Source organism: Bradyrhizobium sp. USDA 4454, assembly GCF_054822705.1.
This window is the reverse complement of the sequence record NZ_JBTRCN010000001.1, coordinates 906,836-926,291: the sequence shown is the minus strand read 5'-3', so window position 1 is coordinate 926,291 and position 19,456 is coordinate 906,836. Positions and strand designations below refer to the sequence as shown.

The 19,456-nt window shown below is 65.1% G+C and carries 18 protein-coding genes; 6 read left to right on the top strand and 12 right to left on the bottom strand.

Features of this window, described 5'->3' with window-relative positions; all coding sequences use genetic code 11:
* Entirely contained in the window at positions 1-975 is a 975-nt protein-coding gene (gene ispH / locus ACVIW0_RS04245; RefSeq protein WP_456752147.1) for a 4-hydroxy-3-methylbut-2-enyl diphosphate reductase, read from the bottom strand.
* Between the two features lie 244 nt (positions 976-1,219).
* Between ispH and ACVIW0_RS04240 the strand changes: the two genes are divergently transcribed.
* Positions 1,220-1,918, top strand: coding sequence for a DUF1013 domain-containing protein (locus ACVIW0_RS04240; protein ID WP_461351190.1), 699 nt, complete (start codon positions 1,220-1,222; stop codon positions 1,916-1,918).
* A gap of 69 nt (positions 1,919-1,987) precedes the next feature.
* On the opposite strand, the gene ACVIW0_RS04235 is transcribed toward ACVIW0_RS04240, so the two are convergent.
* The 4 genes from ACVIW0_RS04235 to ACVIW0_RS04220 all read right to left on the bottom strand — a co-directional run bounded on the left by ACVIW0_RS04235 (position 1,988) and on the right by ACVIW0_RS04220 (position 6,653).
* Complete coding sequence (locus tag ACVIW0_RS04235; RefSeq protein ID WP_461351189.1) at positions 1,988-3,103, bottom strand: acyltransferase family protein; 1,116 nt, start codon at positions 3,101-3,103, stop codon at positions 1,988-1,990.
* A 64-nt stretch (positions 3,104-3,167) separates the two neighbouring features.
* Positions 3,168-3,440, bottom strand: a complete 273-nt coding sequence (locus ACVIW0_RS04230) for a hypothetical protein (protein ID WP_456752144.1) — start codon at positions 3,438-3,440, stop codon at positions 3,168-3,170.
* A gap of 371 nt (positions 3,441-3,811) precedes the next feature.
* Positions 3,812-5,719 (bottom strand): propionyl-CoA synthetase, encoded by a 1,908-nt coding sequence (locus ACVIW0_RS04225; RefSeq protein ID WP_461351188.1) that lies wholly within the window; start codon positions 5,717-5,719, stop codon positions 3,812-3,814.
* Between the two features lie 166 nt (positions 5,720-5,885).
* Entirely contained in the window at positions 5,886-6,653 is a 768-nt protein-coding gene (locus tag ACVIW0_RS04220; protein WP_461357238.1) for a hypothetical protein, read from the bottom strand.
* 134 nt (positions 6,654-6,787) lie between these two features.
* Between ACVIW0_RS04220 and ACVIW0_RS04215 the strand changes: the two genes are divergently transcribed.
* Positions 6,788-8,332: a cation:proton antiporter gene (locus tag ACVIW0_RS04215; RefSeq protein ID WP_461351187.1), complete on the top strand. Its 1,545-nt coding sequence runs from the start codon at positions 6,788-6,790 to the stop codon at positions 8,330-8,332.
* A gap of 30 nt (positions 8,333-8,362) precedes the next feature.
* Here ACVIW0_RS04215 and ACVIW0_RS04210 read toward each other — a convergent pair whose 3' ends face one another.
* The 4 genes from ACVIW0_RS04210 to ACVIW0_RS04195 all read right to left on the bottom strand — a co-directional run bounded on the left by ACVIW0_RS04210 (position 8,363) and on the right by ACVIW0_RS04195 (position 12,848).
* A complete protein-coding gene (locus ACVIW0_RS04210) occupies positions 8,363-9,169 on the bottom strand; it encodes an SDR family NAD(P)-dependent oxidoreductase (protein ID WP_461351186.1) in 807 nt (268 codons plus the stop codon).
* Between the two features lie 131 nt (positions 9,170-9,300).
* On the bottom strand, positions 9,301-9,714 hold the full coding sequence (locus ACVIW0_RS04205; RefSeq protein ID WP_461351185.1) for a DUF1850 domain-containing protein: 414 nt from the start codon (positions 9,712-9,714) through the stop codon (positions 9,301-9,303).
* Positions 9,675-11,783, bottom strand: coding sequence for a TRAP transporter permease (locus ACVIW0_RS04200; RefSeq protein WP_461351184.1), 2,109 nt, complete (start codon positions 11,781-11,783; stop codon positions 9,675-9,677). Before ACVIW0_RS04200 ends, ACVIW0_RS04205 begins: the two co-directional genes overlap by 40 nt.
* A gap of 117 nt (positions 11,784-11,900) precedes the next feature.
* Positions 11,901-12,848, bottom strand: coding sequence for a TAXI family TRAP transporter solute-binding subunit (locus ACVIW0_RS04195; RefSeq protein ID WP_461351183.1), 948 nt, complete (start codon positions 12,846-12,848; stop codon positions 11,901-11,903).
* A 174-nt stretch (positions 12,849-13,022) separates the two neighbouring features.
* On the opposite strand from ACVIW0_RS04195, the gene ACVIW0_RS04190 reads away from it, so the two are divergent.
* Together ACVIW0_RS04190 and ACVIW0_RS04185 are read left to right on the top strand one after the other, a co-directional pair.
* On the top strand, positions 13,023-14,285 hold the full coding sequence (locus tag ACVIW0_RS04190; protein WP_461351182.1) for an MFS transporter: 1,263 nt from the start codon (positions 13,023-13,025) through the stop codon (positions 14,283-14,285).
* 341 nt (positions 14,286-14,626) lie between these two features.
* Entirely contained in the window at positions 14,627-15,841 is a 1,215-nt protein-coding gene (locus ACVIW0_RS04185) for an EAL domain-containing response regulator (RefSeq protein WP_461351181.1), read from the top strand.
* Positions 15,842-15,905: 64 nt separating this feature from the next.
* On the opposite strand, the gene ACVIW0_RS04180 is transcribed toward ACVIW0_RS04185, so the two are convergent.
* Positions 15,906-16,385, bottom strand: a complete 480-nt coding sequence (locus ACVIW0_RS04180) for a hypothetical protein (RefSeq protein ID WP_461351180.1) — start codon at positions 16,383-16,385, stop codon at positions 15,906-15,908.
* Between the two features lie 205 nt (positions 16,386-16,590).
* Here ACVIW0_RS04180 and ACVIW0_RS04175 point away from each other — a divergent pair, with 205 nt between their 5' ends.
* On the top strand, positions 16,591-16,890 hold the full coding sequence (locus ACVIW0_RS04175; RefSeq protein ID WP_461351179.1) for a hypothetical protein: 300 nt from the start codon (positions 16,591-16,593) through the stop codon (positions 16,888-16,890).
* A 15-nt stretch (positions 16,891-16,905) separates the two neighbouring features.
* Here the strand turns inward: ACVIW0_RS04175 and ACVIW0_RS04170 are convergent, their stop codons facing one another.
* Entirely contained in the window at positions 16,906-18,114 is a 1,209-nt protein-coding gene (locus ACVIW0_RS04170; RefSeq protein ID WP_461351178.1) for a hypothetical protein, read from the bottom strand.
* A 139-nt stretch (positions 18,115-18,253) separates the two neighbouring features.
* Complete coding sequence (locus ACVIW0_RS04165; protein ID WP_461351177.1) at positions 18,254-18,883, bottom strand: NUDIX hydrolase; 630 nt, start codon at positions 18,881-18,883, stop codon at positions 18,254-18,256.
* A 92-nt stretch (positions 18,884-18,975) separates the two neighbouring features.
* Here ACVIW0_RS04165 and ACVIW0_RS04160 point away from each other — a divergent pair, with 92 nt between their 5' ends.
* Complete coding sequence (locus ACVIW0_RS04160) at positions 18,976-19,401, top strand: PaaI family thioesterase (protein WP_461351176.1); 426 nt, start codon at positions 18,976-18,978, stop codon at positions 19,399-19,401.
* Positions 19,402-19,456: the final 55 nt, after the last annotated feature.

The window sequence follows — 19,456 nt, the reverse complement described above, 5'->3', positions numbered from 1 at the left end:
CTATTCCGCCGCGGCAGCGTCGGGCCGCAGCGAACGCGGCAGCGGGAAGAACTCGTTCTCTTCCGCGGCCGAGACCGTCTCCACGTGCAGTTCATAACGCTCGGCGAAGGCGCCCATGATCTCCTCGACGATCACCTCCGGGGCAGAAGCGCCCGCGGTGATGCCGAGGCTCGTGATGCCTTCGAAGCGATCCCAGTCGATGTCGCTAGCGCGTTGGGCAAGGATCGCAATCGGGCAGCCCTCGCGCTCGGCGACCTCGCGCAGGCGCTGCGAGTTCGACGAGTTCGGCGCGCCGACCACGATCAGGGCATCGACCACCGGCGCCACCTTCTTCACCGCAAGCTGGCGGTTGGTGGTGGCGTAGCAGATGTCTTCCTTGTGCGGGCCGTTGACGTTCGGGAAGCGCTCCTTGAGCAGCGCCACGATCTCCGCGGTGTCGTCGATCGACAGCGTGGTCTGGGTGACAAAGGCGAGGTTGTCGGGGTCCTTCGGCACGAAGGTTTTGGCATCCTCGGCGGTCTCGATCAGGGTCACGGCGCCCTCGGGCAGCTGGCCCAGCGTGCCGACCACTTCGGGGTGATGGGAATGCCCGATCAAGAGGATCTCGCGGCCGCGCTTGAAATGGATCGCCGCCTCGCGGTGGACCTTGGTCACCAGCGGGCAGGTCGCGTCCAGAGAGAAGAAATTGCGGGATTTGGCCTCGGCCGGAACCGATTTCGGAACGCCATGGGCCGAAAACACCACCGGGGCGTTGGTTTCGTCGGGGATTTCGGACAATTCCTCGACGAAAATGGCGCCCTTGGTCTTCAGGCTGTCCACCACATACTTGTTATGGACGATCTCGTGCCGGACATAGACCGGGGCACCATAAATGGTGAGGGCCCGTTCGACCGTGTCGATGGCGCGGACCACCCCGGCGCAAAAGCCGCGGGGGGAACAAAGCACGATTTTAAGATCGGGTTTTTTCGCTGACATCGAGCTGGTCTCGGGGCTGTCTTTGGGGGCAATTTCGGGACCGAATCACCCCTCGCCGGGCGGGCGGGCAACGGCCAGTTAGAGTAAGGACTTGGGACTGCTTTCGGGCGCTGTCAAGGCGATTTTGCTGGCCCATTGCGCCATTCCCCCCTGAGGGCTTATATAGGCCCTATAATTCCCGTCATCGCCGATGACTACCAGCTTCGCCTCGACAGAGGTGGGCGAAGCACAAAGGAGATTTGCCATGAGCAACGCACCGCTGATGCCGAAGGCGACTGCCGTGTGGTTGGTCGACAATACCGCCCTGACCTTCGATCAGGTGGCCGATTTTACCAAAATGCACCCGCTCGAGGTCCGCGCCATTGCCGACGGCGACGCCGCCCAGGGCATCAAGGGCATGGACCCGATTTCGAACGGCCAGCTGACCCGCGAGGAGATCGAGCGCGGCGAGCGCGACCAGAACTACCGGCTCAGGCTCCAGCAGAGCAAGGTGGTGCTGCCCACCGCCGCCAAGAAGAAGGGCCCGCGCTACACCCCGGTGTCGCGCCGCCATGAGCGGCCGAGCGCGATCCTCTGGCTGGTGCGCAACCACCCCGAGTTGAAGGACGCCCAGATCATGCGGCTGGTCGGCACCACCAAGACCACGATTGCGAGCGTGCGCGACCGCACCCACTGGAACGCCTCGACCCTGACCCCGATGGACCCGGTGACGCTCGGCCTGTGCTCGCAGATCGAGCTCGATTTTGAGGTGCAGCGCGCCGCCAAGGAGAAGCCGACCACGACCGTCTACGGCGGCGCCACGCTGCTGCCGGCCTCCGAGACCACGCGCAAGGACGAACTGGACGATCAGCCGATCGAGCGGCACGACGATCTCAACGTCGACGCCGTGTTCGCCAAGTTGAAGACGATCGGCGGCAAGAAGCCCAACGACGACGAACAGTAAGCGCGGATCGCGCAACGCGACGAGCGGAATACCAAACGCGGTGGGGCCACTCGCCGCGTTTTTGTTTGGTTAGCCGAACGAGAAGCGCCGGTGCGCGAAGTCGAGCAGCGGACGCTCGAAATACCGGTAGGTCAGTGCACATAGCCCGAACGTCAGCGCGAGCGCGACGAAAGTCAGCGAGATGCCGGCGAGGCTCGCGATCGTTCGCGGCTGATGCAGCACGGCGAACAGCAGATACACGACGACGGGGTGGATGAGATACGCCGCGTAGGACGTCCTGGCGAAGAAGTTCGCGACCGAGCTGCGCAGCAGCGCGAGCTTTGGCGAGCCGCGATGTTCCAGCACGACGAACAGCAAAGCCCCGAAGAAGATCTCGACCTGGGTGTGCGAGAACGCCACCGACCAGCGCTTCCACCCGAACAGCCACAGCAGCGGCAGCGCCATGGTCGACCATTTGAGGATGCGGACAACAAGCCCGGAGATTTCGGCATCCGGCTTGCGGTAGAGGCGCCACCACGCGATCAGCGCGCCGATCGCCAGCGAATCGATCCTGAACTGCGGCAGCACGTACCAGCCGTAGGCGTCCGGCAGCGCGCTATCGATCAGCCGCCCGATCGGGCAGATCAGGATCGGCACCAGCAGGATCGCGAACAACCGCTCGGGCGGGATGTTGCGGACCAGCAGCGGAAACAGCAGGTAGAACTGCTCCTCGATCGCAAGCGACCAGGTGACGGCCAGAAAGTAGGCGCCATCGGTCTGGGCCCTGGCCATGCCGAAATTCTGCAAGCCGAACAGATAGAGCCAGCCCGGCACGCCCCTGGTGTCGAACAGATCGGGGCTGAGCGAAAAAAGCCAGCCGATCAGCGCGCCGGCGCACATCAGGTAATACAGCGGCCAGATGCGGAACGCCCGCCGGCCGTAGAAGGCCGAGTAATAGCGCTCGGCGGTGCGGTGCCGCAGCAGGATATCCGTGATGAGATAGCCGGACAGGATGAAGAACAGGTCGACGCCGAAGCGGCCGACATGCAGCAGCTTCCACGGCCAGCCTTGCGGCCCGTCCGGCGTGCCGAAATAGTGCCAGATAACGACGATCAGCAACGCGATCGCGCGCAGCCCGTCGAGCTCCCCGATCCTGTCACGTTGCAACGCGAGCTGGCCTTCCACAAGCACAGGACCTGGTCTCATCCAAAAGGGCCGCTCACGATCGCGCGGCGGCGAGCCGACAGCTTAAGCGAATTCGGCTCGGCACCTAGTGCACGTCGGGATGGTTCATCATGTATTCGCCGAGGTCGCGCTGCCGGCGATCGGAGCGGACTTCGGCGTTCTGGCGCTGGACGTCGCGATCCCTGCGGCAGGCGACATATTCGGCCGAGCCGACCGCCACCTTGCCGCCGGCCTGGCAGTACTGGTCGTCGTCGCCCATGCTCTCCGCGATCGGCGACCGGCCGCGCTCGAGGCAGCCGGCCAAGAGCGGCAAGGCGAGCAGCAATGCGAGGGGCGCGCGTGCGGAAATCGATCGCATCCGTGGGTCCGTATCTCGTGGCAAATGAGGTGTCGACGGCCGGGATGACCCGGCAATCCATCAAAATCAAGGCCGTTTTGCTTCCGGATGCGTATCCGGCGTGGGCGTCCCGGTTGGGCGATGGCGCGCTCATCATCGAGCGTGCCCGGGGCCACCCCTCTCCCCAACCCTACCCCGCAAGGGGGGAGGGAGCCCGACCAGCGTGGTCACCTCACGTGATGCAGCCTCAAATGCACGCCGCTCAACTCATCCTGAGTGAGGGACGCATCGGCGAAGGGGTTCCCTCCCCCCTTGCGGGGGAGGGTTAGGGAGAGGGGTGGCCGCACGGGTGGTCTATCCGGAAGCCTGCAATGCACACCACCAACGACGTGCTATGCCTTGCCCTTCAGCGCCTCGCCGATCTCGTCGAGCACCTTCGGGTCCTCGATGGTCGCGGGCATGGTCCAGGGCTCGCCGTCGGCGATCTTCTTGATGGTGCCGCGCAGGATCTTGCCGGAGCGGGTCTTCGGCAGCCGCGCCACCGTGATCGCGAGCTTGAAGGCGGCGACCGGGCCGAGCTTCTCGCGCACCAGCGCCACGACCTCCTTCTCGACCTGATCCGGCGCCTTGGTCACGCCGGCCTTCAGCACCAGGAAGCCGCAGGGCACCTCGCCCTTGATCGCATCCTTGACGCCGAGCACGGCGCATTCGGCGACGTCGGGATGCGAGGCCAGGATCTCCTCCATGCCGCCGGTGGAGAGCCGGTGACCGGCGACATTGATGATGTCGTCGGTGCGGCCCATCACCCAGACATAGCCGTCCGCATCCTTGTAGCCGGCGTCCGAGGTCTTGTAGTAGCCGGGGAATTCCGAGAGGTAGGCGTCGCGGAAGCGATCGTCCTGCTGCCACAGCGTCGGCAGGCAGGCAGGCGGCATCGGCAGCTTGATGACGATCGAGCCCATGGTGCCGGCAGGGACCGGCTTTGCCGCCTCGTCGACGATATCGACCTGATAGCCCGGCATCGGCACCGTCGGCGAGCCGTGCTTGACCGGCAGCATGCCCAGCCCAACCGGATTGCCGGCGATGCACCAGCCGGTCTCGGTCTGCCACCAGTGATCGATCACCGGCACCTTGAGCTGCTGCTCGGCCCACTCCACCGTCGGCGGATCGGCGCGCTCGCCGGCGAGGAACAGCGTGCGGAAGCGCGAGAGATCGTAGCTCCTCAGCAGCCTGCCTTCCGGGTCTTCCTTCTTGATCGCGCGGAACGCGGTCGGCGCGGTGAAGAAGGCGACCGCCTTGTGCTCCGAGATCACGCGCCAGAATGCGCCGGCATCGGGCGTGCCGACCGGCTTGCCCTCATACATGATCGTGGTCGCGCCGTGGATCAGCGGGCCGTAGACGATGTAGGAGTGGCCGACCACCCAGCCGATGTCGGAGCCGCACCACCAGATCTCGCCGGGCTTGACGCCGTAGAGATTTTCCATCGACCATTTCAGCGCGACGAGATGTCCGCCATTGTCGCGCACCACACCCTTCGGGATGCCGGTCGTGCCCGAGGTGTAGAGGATGTAGAGCGGATCGGTCGCGGCGACCGGCACGCAGGGCGCCGCCTTGCCGGCATCGAGCGCGGCGCGGCGCAGCGTCGCCCAGTCATGATCGCGGCCCGCGGTGAGCTCGCACGCCTGTTGCGGCCGTTGCAGGATGATGCAGGTCTCGGGCTTGCTGCCGGCAAGCCGGATCGCCTCGTCGAGCAGCGGCTTGTACTGCACGATGCGGCCGGGCTCGATGCCGCAGCTCGCCGAGAAGATCAGCTTCGGCCTGGCGTCGTCGATCCGGGACGCGAGCTCCTTGGCCGCGAAGCCGCCGAACACCACGCTGTGCACCGCGCCGATCCGCGCACAGGCGAGCATCGCGACCACGGCCTCCGGCACCATCGGCATATAGAGGATGACGCGATCGCCCCTGGTGACGCCGAACTCCTGCATCACGGCGGCGAGCGTCTGCACCTCCTTCAAGAGCTCTGAATAGGTGAATTTGGTGATCGAATTGGTGAGCGGGGAATCGTGGATCAGCGCAACCTGGTCGGCACGGCCGCCCGCAACATGGCGGTCCAGCGCGTTGTAGCAAGTGTTGACCACGGCGCCGGTGAACCAGCGACCATAGCCGCCGATCGCGGGATCAAAGATCTTCTTCGCCGGCTCGATCCAATCGATCTCACGCGCTGCCTCGGCCCAAAACCCCTCGGGGTCCCGAAGCGAGCGGGCATACACCTCATGATACCGGCTCTGCTGGATGGTCATCGCGTCTCTCCCTCGCGCGGTCGCGCGTCATTTGCCGACCATTGTCACGGGAAGTGGCGCCGTTTCAAGCCGAAATGACCGCGACCTTCGGCCGGGTCGACCGATAGCGTTTTCGAGCGAAGTGGGTACCCCGGTTCGCGTGAAGAAAACGCGCCAAAGCAAGAATCTAATACCCGTCGACGCCGTTGATCCGCTGCAGCCGCTCGCGCATCGCCTTTTGCAGGTCGTAGCCCGGCTTGCCGAATTCGGCATTGCGGCGGGCGATGAACTGATCCTGATCGCGCTGCAGCTCGCGCGCCTGGCGGGAATCCTTTGCCTCGCGCACCGCGCGGAAGGTCGACGCGCCGATCTCGCGATCGAGATCGGCGAGCGCGGGATCGGCGCAGATCACCTTCTCCACCGGCCGGCGTGCCCTGCGGCAGTCGAAGCTCGGCTTGCCGGCCACCGCCATCATGGCTCCGATCCGCTCCAGCTCCAGCGACAGCGATTTGTAATTGGCCTTGGCGGCGGCATGATCGGGGTTGAGCTTGACGGCGGCGCCGAAATCCATGATCGCCTTCGGCCGGTCGCCCTTGCGGCGCCACAGCTCGCCGCGCGTATTGTGGGCATCGGCGAGCGACGGATCGAGCTTGAGCACGGTGTCGTAGTCGGCAATGGCGCGATCGATCATCTGCTTGTGGTCATAGGCGCCGGCGCGCGCCACAAGGGCCTTGATGCGATCGGGCTTCGTCGCCTTCTCATTGTCGATCAGCGCGCCGCAGGCCTCGATGATCTTGTCGTCATCGGCTGCCGCGGCTACGGCATTGCACGGGCCGGCATCTGCCGGCACATCCTTGCCGGGTTCGCTGCCGGTCGCGCGCGCAGCGCCTGATGCCAACAGGCATGCGCAGATCAGCGCGATAGCCAGACTTGGAGAGTTGCGTCGTATTCCCATCACCGACAAGACATCCCGCGCCTGAACCGCCGGCCTCTGATGTCCGGCAGCAATTGCCGCCAAACCACACGCTGGATTATACGTCAATTGCGACGATCGGCTGCAGGTCGCGCGCCGCACCTTGGGGGTTCGCCTTGCTCACGTTCGAATGGATCATCGGCCTGTTGCTCGCAGCGGTGGCGCTGTCGGCGCTGGCGCGGCGGATCAAGGTGCCCTACCCGACCTTCCTGGCGATCGGCGGCGTGCTGCTCACATTGCTGCCGTGGGCGCCGACCTGGGCGCTGGAACCGGAGCTGGCGCTGGCGCTGTTCGTGGCGCCGGTGCTGCTTGATGCCGCGTTCGACACCTCGCTGCGCGATCTCCGCAACAACTGGCTGCCGGTCTCGACGCTGGTGGTGGTCGCGGTCGGCGTCACGACGGCAGCGGTCGCCGTGGTCGCGCATTGGCTGCGGCCGGACATGCCCTGGCCGGTCGCAATCGCGCTCGGCGCCATCGTGGCGCCGCCGGACGCGGCCGCGGCCACCGCGATCCTGCGCCAGGTCAGCCTGCCCTACCGGATCCAGAAGATCCTCGAGGGCGAAAGCCTGCTCAACGATGCTACCTCGCTGTTGATCTATCGCGTCGCGGTCGGCCTGGTCGCCGCCGAGCACATGAAGATCCGCGAGTTCGTGCCGTCGATCGCGATCGCGCTGGTCGGCAGCCTCGCCGCCGGTTATTTGTTCGCGCAGGTCTGGATGATGATCACCCGCCGCATCACCGAGGCGCCGAGCGCGATCATCACGCAGTTCGGCGGCACCTTCATGGTGTGGATCACGGCCGAGCATCTCGGGCTGTCCGGCATCCTCACCATCATCGCCTATGCGATCACCATCGCCCGCACTGCGCCGGCCCGCACCTCGGCGCGGCTGCGCGTGTCGTCCTATGCCGTGTGGGAAACCGTCGTGTTCGTGCTCAACGTGCTGGCCTTCATGCTGATCGGCCTGCAACTGCGCCCGATCTGGTCCGATCTCGACGCCGAGGTACGGTGGAAATATTGCAGCTTTGCCGCCGCGATCCTCGCCGTCGTGATCCTCGCCCGCATCCTCTGGGTGATGCCCTACGGCGCGCTGCTGCGCACGCTGAAGGCGCGCCATTGGCTGCCCGCCCATGTGATGGACGCGGTGCCGACCCTAAAGCGCGGCTTCATCGTGTCGTGGTGCGGTATGCGCGGCATCGTCACGCTGGCCGCCGCGTTTGCGCTGCCCGAATGGTTTCCGTATCGCGACCTGATCCTGCTCACGGCATTTGCCGTGGTGCTCGGCTCGCTGGTGATCCAGGGCCTGACCTTGCGGCCGCTGATCCTGGCGTTGAATTTCGAGGATGACGATCCGGTCGGACGCGAGGCGGCCCTTGCCCGCGGCGTGGTGTTTCGCGCCGCGCTCAACGAGATCGACGGGGATCCGTCGGAAGAGGCCGAGATCCTGCGACTCGAATACCGCGCCGTGCTGCTGCGCGCCGAGAGCGACCCGGACGGCGGCCTATTCTCGCGCGAGTTGCCGGCCGATCCGCTGCGCCGCCGGGCCATCGCGGCCGCACGCCAGGCGCTGCTCAAGCTGCGCGGCACCGAGACCATCGGTGACGACGCGTTCCATCTGGTCGAGGAAGAGCTCGACCGCGCCGAACTCAGCGTCGAGGCCTAGCCTCGTTCACGCGCGCTCAGGCGCCGGACTTCATGCACCAGATTTGCAGGTGATGCCGCCGTCGACCACGAGCTCGATGCCGGTGACATATTTCGATTCGTCCGAGGCGAGGAACAGCGCGGCATTGGCGACATCCCAGGCGTCGCCCATGTGCCCCATCGGCACCTGCGCGTCGCGCGCCCGCCACATCGCTTCGACGTCACCCTTGGCGTAGCTCTGCGCCAGCCCCGCCGAATGCGCGACCATCGGCGTCTTCATCAGCCCGGGCAGGATCGCATTGACGCGCACATGCCTCGAGGCGAACTCGACCGCGGTCGAGCGCGTCATCTGGTTCATCGCCGCCTTGCTGGCATTGTAGCTGACATAGGAAATGCCGACATGGCGGATCGAGGCGATCGAGGAGATGTTGATGATCGAGCCGCCGCCCTGCTTGATCATGACCGGAATGACGTGCTTCATCGAGAGATAGGCGCTCTTAAGGTTGACCGCGAAGACGCGGTCCCACTCGGCTTCCGCCACCTCCACCACACTGCCGACCTCGGCGATGCCGACATTGTTGTCGAGCACGTCGATGCGGCCATAGGCCTTGAGGCAGGCCGCGACCATCGCCTCGACCTCGGCGGCGCGTGAGACGTCGGCGGTGAAGGCCGTCGCCTTGCCGCCCTCCTCGGTGATGATCTTGACCGTCTCCTCGGCTGCAGCGCCATTGCGATCGACGCAGAACACGCTGGCGCCCTCGCGCGCGAAGGTAACGGCGGTCGCCTTGCCATTGCCCCAGCCGGGTCCGATCGAGCCCGCGCCGACCACCATCGCAACCTTGCCCTTGAGCCGATCCATCGATTTTTCTCCCGTTTGTTGTTGTTCTTGTAGCCCGGATGGAGCGAAGCGCAATCCGGGAACGGCGCCCCCGGATTACGCGGAGCTTGTCATCGGGCGCGCATTCGCGCGACCCGTTGGCTTCATCCGGGCTACGGATCGCGACACATACTCATCGTCGTGACATTAGCACCGATCGGATGTCCGAAAATCTCCGATAGCGTCTGGCAGCGTCCCGCATGGCACAGGTGCCATTCGCCGGCGGCGCCGGAATTGCCGAGCACGACCTCCGGCCTCGGCACCGGCTGCGGCGACCATTCTAACCAGCCATCGACGAGGCGCGCCTCCGCCGGCGGCTCCATGCCGGCGCCGGTGCCTTTGATGCGCGCCTCGTGCAGCGTCAGCCCGGCCGGCGTGACCAACCAGTCTTCCTGCCAGGCGGTCTTCTCGATCGAATGGGTCCAGGCGAGCGTGAAGGCCGCGATCGACAGCATCTTCACGACACCGGCGGATGCAAGGCAGAGGCTCAAGCCGCCGCCACTGCATCGCGCGGACGCTGCCGCCATTGCCACAGCACGACCGCTGCCGCGAGCGTGAAGCCCGCAGTGTCCGAGAAGCGGAAATCGCCGAGCAGGCAGAGCGCGGCGCCGAACGCAGCCACGATCTCGATCAAGCTTAGCCGCGTGAACAGGAAACCGATCGCGACGATGCCGAACAGGCCGATCGCTACCAGCGCCTTGAAGGTCGCCAGCGCTACCGCGCCGTAGAAGCCGAGCTGGGCGGCCATCGGATCGCCAGCCTGCAACATCAGCGCCGGCGAATAGACGAAGATGAAGGGGATGACGTAGCCGGCCAGCGCGATCCGCATCGCCTCCCAGCCGATCTTGTCCGGGTTCTCCTTGGCGATCGGCGCCGCCGCGAGTGCGGCGAGCGCCACCGGCGGCGAGAGGTCGGCCATGATGCCGTAGTAGAACGCAAACATGTGGCTTGCGATCAATGGCACGCCGAGCTTGGCGAGCGCAGGCGCGGCGAGCGCCGCGGTGATGATGTAGGTCGGGATCGTCGGAATGCCGGTGCCGAGCAGGATCGACAGCAGCATGGTCATGATCAGCGCCAGGAACAGGCTCTTGGCGCCGAGACCGATGATCCAGCTGCCGAAGATGGTGCCGACGCCAGTCTGTGTCATCATGCCGATGATGGTGCCGACGATGGCGCAGGCCATGCCGACGGTCAGCGCCGACTTGGCGCTGTCGGCAAGCGAGTCACGGCAGGCCCGGAGCGTGGCGCGGCCGCCGCGCGTGATCGCCGCGATCACGATCAGGCCGGCGACCACGCTGGCCACCGGCACGATCTCGAGCCCCTGGCGCGAGACTGCGGCAACCACCAGCGCGAGCCCGATCCAGAAGATATAGCGCACGACGGTGTTGGAGAAGCCGAGCGTGATGCTGGCGCCGAGGATCAGCGCGACCGTCAGCACCAGTCCCATGCTGCCGGCATAGAGCGGCGTGAAGCCTTCGAACAGCATGTAGACCAGCGCCGCGAGCGGCAACACCAGGTACCAGCGTGCCACAAGCGCCTTCCAGGCGCTCGGGATCTCCGAGCGCTTCATACCGACGAGGCCGTGCTTGCCGGCTTCCAGATGCACCATCCAGAACGCCGAGGCGAAGTAGAGGATCGCCGGGATCACCGCGGCCTTGACGATCTCCGAATAGGGCACGCCCAGCGTCTCGGCCATGATGAAGGCGACCGCGCCCATCACCGGCGGCATGATCTGGCCGCCCATCGAGGCGGTGGCCTCGACGCCGGCGGCGAAGGCGCGGCGATAGCCGAACTTGATCATCAGGGGAATCGTGAACTGGCCGACGGTCACGACATTGGCGACGCCGGAGCCGGAGATCGTGCCCATCATGCCCGAGGCGAACACCGCGACCTTGGCCGGGCCGCCGCGGGTGCGGCCGAACAGGCCGAGCGAGACGTCGGTGAACAGCTGGATCATGCCGGCGCGCTCCAGGAACGAACCGAACAGGATGAACAGGAAGATGTAGGTCGCCGAGACATAGATCGGCACGCCGTAGAAGCCCTCGGTGCCGAACGAGAGATGGGTGACGATCTGGTCGAAGTCATAGCCGCGATGGTTGAACGGCGACGGCAGATACTGCCCGAAGAACCAGTAGAGCAGACAGGCGCCGCACATCAGCGGCAGCGCCGTCCCCATCAGCCGCCGCGTGCCCTCGAAGATCAGGATCGCAAGCAGCGTGCCGACTGCAAGATCCATGCTGGTCGGATCACCGTCGCGGGCGATCAAATCGGCATAGAAGATCCACTGATAGAGCCCGCAGAGGAAGCCCGCCGCGCCGACGATCCAGCTCACCGCCCGGCTGAACTCGGTCTTGGCGGTGAAATTGCCGATCAGGCCGAAGGTCAGGAGGATCAGGAAGCCGACATGGACGCCGCGCACCACCTGGCTCGGCAGATAGTTGAAGGCCGCGACGTAGAGCTGGAACACCGCAAAGGCGAGCCCGATGGCGTACGCCAGACGTCCCCAACCCCCCGGGCCGAAACCTTCCGGAAAGCCATGCTCGAAATTGTCGAATTCAACCTTGATGGGCTGCTCGCCCGCAATCTGCTGCTGCATTGAATAGGTCCCCCGCCGTGCCCAAGGGCGCTTATAGCCACCTGGCCTTCGTCCGGACCACCGTCATTGCGAGCCGTTGGGTCTTCGCGATGACGATGGAGGCCGGTTTGTATCGCCTTACTTGATCAGTCCCTTTTCCTTGTAATAGCGGATCGCGCCGGGATGCAGCGGCACCGGACTGCCGGTCGCGGCGGCCTCGAGCTTGATCTCCTTGCCCGCGGCGTGGGCGTTGGAGAGCTCCGGCAGCGATTCATAGACCAGCTTGGTCATCTGATAGGCGAGATCGTCCGACACCGCGCTCGAGGTGACGAGGTAGTTCACGACCGCGGCGGTCGGCACGTCCTTTCCCTGACCAGTATAGGTATTGGCCGGAATGATCACGGAGACGAAGGGCGGGCCGATCTTGTCAACCGTCTCCTTCGGCACGGCGACCACGGTGATCTCGCTCGAGGTCGAGAGGTCCTTCAGCGAGGCAACGCCGAGGCCGGCTGATTGCAGCGTGGCGCCGAGCTGGCGGTTCTTCATCAGGTCGACCGATTCGGCGAACGGCAGATACTCGACCTTGCCGAGATCCTTGTAGCTCATTCCGGCGGCGGCGAGGATCGCGCGCGAGTTGAGCTCGGTGCCGGATTTCGGCGCGCCGACCGACAGGCTCTTGCCCTTGAGGTCGGCCAGCGTCTTGATGCCGCTTTCGGCGGTCGCGACGATCTGGATGTAGTTCGGATAGATCGCGCCGATGGTGCGCAGCTTGTCGAGCTTGGCCTTGAAGCCGGCCTCGGCGTCGCCTTCCCAGGCCGCCTTCAGCGAATCGCCGAGCGTGAAGGCGATCTCGCCGCGGCCCTGCTGCAGCAGCACCAGGTTTTCGACCGAGGCCTTGGTCGCCTGCACCTGGGTCTTGGTGCCGGCGATCTTGTCGCCGTAGATCTTTCCGATCGCGACGCCGAGCGGATAGTAGACGCCCGAGGTGCCGCCGGTGAGCACGTTAATGAACTGCTCGGCCTGTGCGACAGGCGCGGACAAAACACTGGCTGCCACGACCGCGGCAGCCATCAACCTAGAATTCATGAGCATTATTCTCCCCTAAGCCGGGCCGGAAATTGGCCGCCTGCCTCCACCGGGTCAACCCATCCAAATGACGCATGCGCGGCCGAAAATCCCGATGGCAGCATCACTTTACCTGCGCGGGAACTCGTCCCCTGCGAGCGGGTTGAGATGCGCGATCCGGCCGCGAGGTATCACTTGCAGCCGTCCCGGACGACGACCGTCGAGCGCGCGCTGGATGCGCTGAACTTCTTCCTCGCCGACGTGCGGGACGGGCTCGGCCCTTATCTTGCGATCTACCTGCCGACCGAACGCAAGTGGGACGAGGGCTCGATCGGCTCGGTGATGTCGATCGCGGCGATCGCCGGGATCGTCGCCCAGACGCCGGCCGGCGCCCTGATCGACCGCAGCCGCGCCAAGCGGGGGCTGATGATCGCGGCCGCCATCGCCGTGACCGCCGCGTCCCTGCTGCTGCCGCTGCTCGACCGCTTCGCGCTGGTCGCCGCGACCCAGGCACTCGCGGCCGCGAGCGCATCGGTGTTCGCGCCGGCGATCGCCGCAGTGACGCTCGGTATCGTCGGACCCACGGCATTCGCGGTACGGACCGGCCGCAACGAAGCCTTCAATCATGCCGGCAACGCGGTGGCCGCCGCGATCGCCGGCGGCACCGCCTACTGGTTCGGTCCCGTCGTGGTGTTCTGGCTGCTCGCCGCAATGGCGCTTGCCAGCATCGCCGCGACGCTGTCGATCCCGTCCGCCGCCATCGATCACCAGGTTGCGCGTGGGCTCGACGACGTCGCGGAGGAGCCCGGCGCGGCGCATGACCGCCCGTCCGGCTTTCGCATGCTGCTGACCTGCAGGCCGCTGCTGATCTTCGCGGTCTCGACCGTGATCTTTCATTTCGCCAATGCGGCGATGCTGCCGCTGGTCGGACAGAAGCTCGCTTTGGTCAATCGCAACCTCGGCACATCGCTGATGTCGGTCTGCATCATCGCGGCGCAGGTCGTAATGGTGCCGGTTGCGATGCTGGTCGGACGCAAGGCCGATGTCTGGGGCCGCAAGCCGATCTTTGCGACAGCGCTCGCGGTGCCGGCGGTTCGCGGCGCGCTTTATCCGTTGCCGGATAACCCGTATTGGCTCGTGTCGGTGCAATTGCTCGACGGCGTCGGCGCCGGAATCTTCGGCGCGCTGTTTCCGCTCGTGGTTGCCGATCTCACGCACGGTACCGGGCATTTCAACATCAGCCAGGGCGCGATCGCCACCGGAACCGGTCTCGGCGGCGCGCTCAGCACGGCCGTCGCCGGATTCATTATCGTCCATGCCGGTTACAGCGCTGCATTCCTGTTCCTTGCAGCCGTCGCTGGCGTCGGGCTGATCGGCTACTGCGCGCTAATGCCGGAGACGTTGCGAACCGCAACAACGACGACACGCACGACTTCATTGGCATCGCAGAACAGATGATCGCGATTCGCTGCGTGCGATGCGATCCGATGTCCGACAATGGCGCAATTCCACGCCTGCATCGGCGCGATAACATAGTCATTAACACCGTCTCGCGATGACACACGCGCGCAATGTTTCCGGCGACGCGCAGAGTCGGTTGCGATCGCGCGCATGAACGCCAGATGACGCATTTGTTGCAGGTGTAACCGCGGCAAGGCGCAGCGATTCCGGCATCATTTGAGTCGAATTGAATCCTTTAAGGTTAGCGAGCCAATCAATGTATGAACCAGAAATTTCCATGATTGCCGCGGCTCTTGGATGTACGAGTCAGGCCGGGGTAATTACGGATAAGGCGGGGCATGAACCACATCAGTCATATCGAACGCACCCGGGCCGGCTGGTTCGGACATCGCAAGCTGACCCCACGCGCATGCATAGCGGACAGCAAAAAACACCTTCGGACCTTCCTCGCGGAGGCACTGGACGACCTCGGCTTCATCACCAGTGAATGCAGCCAGGCACTGGAACTCGACACCGTGCTGGACGCGGAACGGCCCGATCTTCTGGTGCTCGGGGTGTCCGTGGACGGCATCGAAGTCAGTAAAATTCTCGAGACTTTGGTGAGAAAGGACTATGGCGGCAAGGTCCTCGTCATCGGCCAACCGGACTCGATCATCGTCAAGGCGGTCCGGCAGATCGGCGATGAGTACGGCATCGCCATGCTGCCGGCGCTGTCCACACCGTTCAGCGCCGGAACCCTTCGCGACAGTCTTGCGTCATTGCTGCCGCTCGAGCCCGCGCCGAGCCCGGCCGTCGACGTCCCCGAAGCACTGAAGGCCGGCTGGCTCGAGCTGTGGTATCAGCAGAAAATCCATCTCCGGACGCTGGTCCCGAGCGGTGCCGAGGCGCTGATCCGGATGCGCCATCCGGCATGGGGCGTCGTGCCGCCGGCCTACTTCATCCCCGACGAAAGCGATCCGCATTTTCACGCGCTGTCCGAGTTCGTGATCGCGCGCGCGATCGAGGACTGGCGCTATCTGCTCGAGCAGATCGGGCCGGTCAATCTCTCGATCAACCTGCCGATCTCGTTTCTCGCCGACGATGACGCAGTGCGCGAGCTCTGCTACCGGATTCCGGACCATGCGGCCTTCGCCGGCCTGCTGATCGAGATCGACAGCACCGAAGTGGTCGACAATCTGGATCTCGCGATCGATGTCGCGAGGCGCGTGCGGCTGCACAATATCGGCATCTCGATCGACAATGTCGGCGCCAACTGGCCGTCCTTGCTGGGACTGCCGAATTTTCCATTCGTCCAGCTCAAGGTCGATCATCAATACGTCACCGGCTGCGCCGATCAGCGCCTGAAGCAGACGGTGTGCCGGCGTGTCGTCGAACTCGCCCATGACTGCGGCGCGCAGGTCGTCGCCCAGGGCGTCGAGACCCGCGCGGACTTCCTCACCGCCCATGAGATGGAATTCGATCAGGTCCAGGGCTACCTGTTCGGCAAACCGATGGGCGTCAAGAAGTTCGCCCGCTCACGCATGCACTTCTCGGAGAAAGAGCCGGCCTCCTGACCCATGCCGGTTCGACGGCACTACCACGCCGGACGCGCCCGCATTCACGAGGGCCGCGCCGCCCTCACTGAAACGTCATGTCGAGGCATTTCGAGATATCGGAGCCGAGGCCGGACGAGATCGTGATGCAGCCGCGAATCTTCTGGGTGTTGGCGTCGCTCGCCCAGATCGCATAGCCGCCCGGACCGAAGAACGAGTTGGTGTTCGGCGGCTCGGTCTCGGTGGCGTCGAAGGTGTAATTGCCGTCGGTCTCGAAGATGCGCGGCTTCTTGGTGCAGCCGCCGTCGGCCTGGACGTTGATGACCTCCTTGTTGTCCCGCGTCAGCGCCAGCGAGACCTGACAACGGAAATATTCCGAGGTCTTGGCGTTGAACAGATAGGCGTAGGACTTGCAGGTCGAGGTGTTGAGCTTGCCCGCGGAGAGACCGCGGCTGCAGGAGATCCGCTGGTTGTTGGAGAGCTTGAACTCGTCCGCCTGCGCGACTGACGCCAGCGTCATGAACGACAGAGCGACACCGATACCGATCTTCATGACGTGGTTCATCCTGATCATCCCTAGGTAGCGTTTCTGGCAATCGAAGCGTTTGTAAACGGTAACGCGAAAATAGTCGCCAAGCTTGATACGGGAAATCACAAACTCGATGATCTGCGTAAGCAGCCACGTCGATTGTCGTATTGACGCGTGAATGGCGTTCGTGATTTGTTCAAGGACGTGGGGACGACGCCGTTTTTTCGGCCGGAGGTGGATCATGACGCATTTTTTGACCAAGACCTTTTTTGCAGCTGCGGCGTTTGCCGCGATGACGACATGCACATTGGCGCAGGAGGCTGCGCCCTGGGAGCTGAAGACCGACATGGGCTATGCCTATGACAAGGACGGCAAGACCTGGGCCTACAAGATGGGGACCAGCAATGCCGGCACCTTGCTGAAGGGCGCCAAGAAGGTGCCGAAGGGGACGCTGTTCTTCATCGGCCACAACGGCCAGCTCTACATGCGCTCCGGGCCCTATCTCGAGGGCGACGGCAAGTTCATGTTCGGCTCGAACTGAGACTTCCAGCAGACCTCAGAATGCCGCGGCCAATTCCTTGGCGCCGGGCTTGTTGCTGTTGAAGTCCATCCGCTCGTTGGTGACGGCAAGCAGCCTGGCCACGGTGTTGTGGCGGATCGCGACCGGGTTGCGCTCATAGCCCGAGCGCTGGAAGAAGTTCGCGGTCGGCACCTGTTCGCGCATCGCCTGCGGCATGGTCACCATATCGAGCCCGGTGCCGTCGCCGGTCAGGTTCATCATCTCGAGCTCGGCTGCGGTCAGCGGCCGGCCGTAGCCCTTGTTGCGCGCAAAGATCACCGAGGTGAGCAGCTTGTGGGTCTGCAGCATCGGGCCGACATCGATATCGAGCACCATGGCATGACAGGCCCAGCCTTGCGGCGTATCGGCGAGGCGTTGATGTGCCGACCAGTCGTCGGGCACGGTGCGCGCGAACGCCACCATCTTCTTCAGCACCGCGAGCTTGTGCTCCATGGCCTTGCGCGCCGGCCCCTGCGTCCGCGCCACCCGCTCGGTCAGGTCCCGCACGAATTCATGGCCCTGCTCGGCCAGCAGCTCGACGGTGTTGGTGGTGAGCAGCTGGTTGTAGCCCATCGCGGTGGAGATGGCACGCCTGCCGCCATGCTCGATGCCTGCCTGCACGTCGTAATTGCCGGTGCCGCCGGTCTCGAACGAATAGACCCGCACCGCCTGCTCCGGCGTCAGCCCCGCCGCGCGCGCGTAGCGGGCATAGGCGCGCTTGAACTCGACCTCGCTGGTCGGCCGCTGCGGCGTGAACTGGAATTGTTCGGCGGCCGCACTGACCAGATCGGAGACCACCGGAATCGTTTTCGGCGGCCGCGGCGGCTTGCCGCCCTCCTCTTCGGGCGCCGGATTGACCGGCCGCTTCGGCCCCTCATAGACCGGCGGCTGCTGCAGCACGTAATCGTCGAGGGTAATCTGCACGCGGTCGCGACGCTTGGCATTGCGGACGCGCCGCTTGTCGGCGATTGCGTTCCAATAGGCGCCGGCGTCCTGCTCGAAGGCGGCACGCGCCTCCTCGTATTCCTGCAGCTTGCGGCGATACTCCATGATCGCCTGCGGCGATGCCTGCGCCATCGCATTGGCGACGGACGGCGGCAATGCATCGGCCTCGCCGGCCAAGACACCAGCCAAGACAGACGGCGCGCCCGCAGTGAGCGCGAGCGCGACGAGTCCAAGCCAAGGGCGAATCAATTGCGGGCGCATGGCCTCGTTGTAGCAAGCGCGGCCGCGAAGTCAGCCCGGAATTGTCCGGATCGAAGCGGCCGGATGCCGCGATCAGCTCCAGAACTTTCGCCACAATGCGGTGTTCCCCGCGCAACGCCGTGCCGACGGGTGATGGCGGTCACTTCCATGCGAACACCGGTTGCTCGAGATCGGCGACGCGCGTGCTGCGCCCGGCCAGCACCTCGCGGAACTGATAGATCAGCGCGGCGGTCGGCGCATGGATTTGCTGGCCGCCGAGGCGGAAGCGGATCACGCGCCGCGCGCTCTCGGGAATCGTGACGAAGCTGAACGCCTCCTGAAGTTCGATCGCATCGAGGCCGATGCGGTGCACGGTGGCGACCTCGTCCGGATTCGGCGTGATCGCGGCATGCGCACCGGCCCACACCACGACCGGCGTGATCAGATAGCCGGAGCGGGTCGGATAGTCGTCGAGCAGGCCGAGCACATCGCGTTCGGACAGCTTGAGCCCGAGCTCTTCGTGCAATTCGCGCAGCGCGGCTTCAGTCTGCGTCTCGCCGGCATCGCAACGTCCGCCCGGCAGCGCCCATTGCGCGCTGTGCGCCCGCAGGCGCGCACTGCGGCGGGTCAGCAGGAACGCCGTACCATGGCCATCATCGCCTTCGGTCAGCGCGATCGCGACCGCCGCGCGTTTCAGCGTCGGCGCCGCATCGGCCGCGGCCTGACGCGTAAATGCGGCACAGAGCTCTGCGATATTCCGCCGGGTGGCATCGTCAAATGTGCGGGCCATTGAGCTTGACTACAACACATCAGCGTTTGATGAAATGAGCCGAACGACATGCCTCCTGCGATCAGTCATCTGCAAGCAAGGGATCCCTCCTCATGACGGCCAAGGCCGCGGACCACCTCAAATCCGACGGCTGGAAGATCGCCGAAACCACGGGATTCCTGACCCTGATCGGCCCGTTGTGGGAACGGTTGAAGGACGGCGCGCTCGAGCTCGCGCTGATCACCGAGGACAAGCACCATAATCGCCGCGGCCTGGTGCAGGGCGGCGTGATCATGACGTTTGCCGACCGCGCCTGCGGCATGGCCGCGCGCTTCGTCTCGGGCAGGCCGACGCTTGCGACGGTGCAGCTCGACACCCATTTCGTCGAGGCCGGCAAGATCGGCGAGATCCTGACGACGCGGCCCCGCGTGGTGCGCTCGACCCGCAGCCTGATCTTCATCAGCGCCGAGGTGACCGTCGAGAAGCGCTGCATCGCGATGGCCAACGGCGTGTTCAAGATCCTGAAGAACGAGAGTTGATCCTGTCATTCCGGGGCGATGCGCCAGCATCGAACCCGGAATCTCGAGATTCCGG

Bases quoted from the DNA above. Each gene is read 5' to 3' on its own strand.
- ispH (WP_456752147.1), bottom strand. From the start codon at position 975: ATGTCAGCGAAAAAACCCGATCTTAAAATCGTGCTTTGTTCCCCCCGC.
- ACVIW0_RS04185 (WP_461351181.1), top strand. From the start codon at position 14,627: ATGAACCACATCAGTCATATCGAACGCACCCGGGCCGGCTGGTTCGGA.
- ACVIW0_RS04170 (WP_461351178.1), bottom strand. From the start codon at position 18,114: ATGCGCCCGCAATTGATTCGCCCTTGGCTTGGACTCGTCGCGCTCGCG.
- ACVIW0_RS04240 (WP_461351190.1), top strand. From the start codon at position 1,220: ATGAGCAACGCACCGCTGATGCCGAAGGCGACTGCCGTGTGGTTGGTC.
- ACVIW0_RS04160 (WP_461351176.1), top strand. From the start codon at position 18,976: ATGACGGCCAAGGCCGCGGACCACCTCAAATCCGACGGCTGGAAGATC.
- ACVIW0_RS04195 (WP_461351183.1), bottom strand. From the start codon at position 12,848: ATGAATTCTAGGTTGATGGCTGCCGCGGTCGTGGCAGCCAGTGTTTTG.
- ACVIW0_RS04225 (WP_461351188.1), bottom strand. From the start codon at position 5,719: ATGACCATCCAGCAGAGCCGGTATCATGAGGTGTATGCCCGCTCGCTT.
- ACVIW0_RS04235 (WP_461351189.1), bottom strand. From the start codon at position 3,103: ATGAGACCAGGTCCTGTGCTTGTGGAAGGCCAGCTCGCGTTGCAACGT.
- ACVIW0_RS04165 (WP_461351177.1), bottom strand. From the start codon at position 18,883: ATGGCCCGCACATTTGACGATGCCACCCGGCGGAATATCGCAGAGCTC.
- ACVIW0_RS04205 (WP_461351185.1), bottom strand. From the start codon at position 9,714: ATGGCGGCAGCGTCCGCGCGATGCAGTGGCGGCGGCTTGAGCCTCTGC.
- ACVIW0_RS04210 (WP_461351186.1), bottom strand. From the start codon at position 9,169: ATGGATCGGCTCAAGGGCAAGGTTGCGATGGTGGTCGGCGCGGGCTCG.
- ACVIW0_RS04200 (WP_461351184.1), bottom strand. From the start codon at position 11,783: ATGCAGCAGCAGATTGCGGGCGAGCAGCCCATCAAGGTTGAATTCGAC.
- ACVIW0_RS04175 (WP_461351179.1), top strand. From the start codon at position 16,591: ATGACGCATTTTTTGACCAAGACCTTTTTTGCAGCTGCGGCGTTTGCC.
- ACVIW0_RS04220 (WP_461357238.1), bottom strand. From the start codon at position 6,653: ATGGGAATACGACGCAACTCTCCAAGTCTGGCTATCGCGCTGATCTGC.
- ACVIW0_RS04180 (WP_461351180.1), bottom strand. From the start codon at position 16,385: ATGAACCACGTCATGAAGATCGGTATCGGTGTCGCTCTGTCGTTCATG.
- ACVIW0_RS04230 (WP_456752144.1), bottom strand. From the start codon at position 3,440: ATGCGATCGATTTCCGCACGCGCGCCCCTCGCATTGCTGCTCGCCTTG.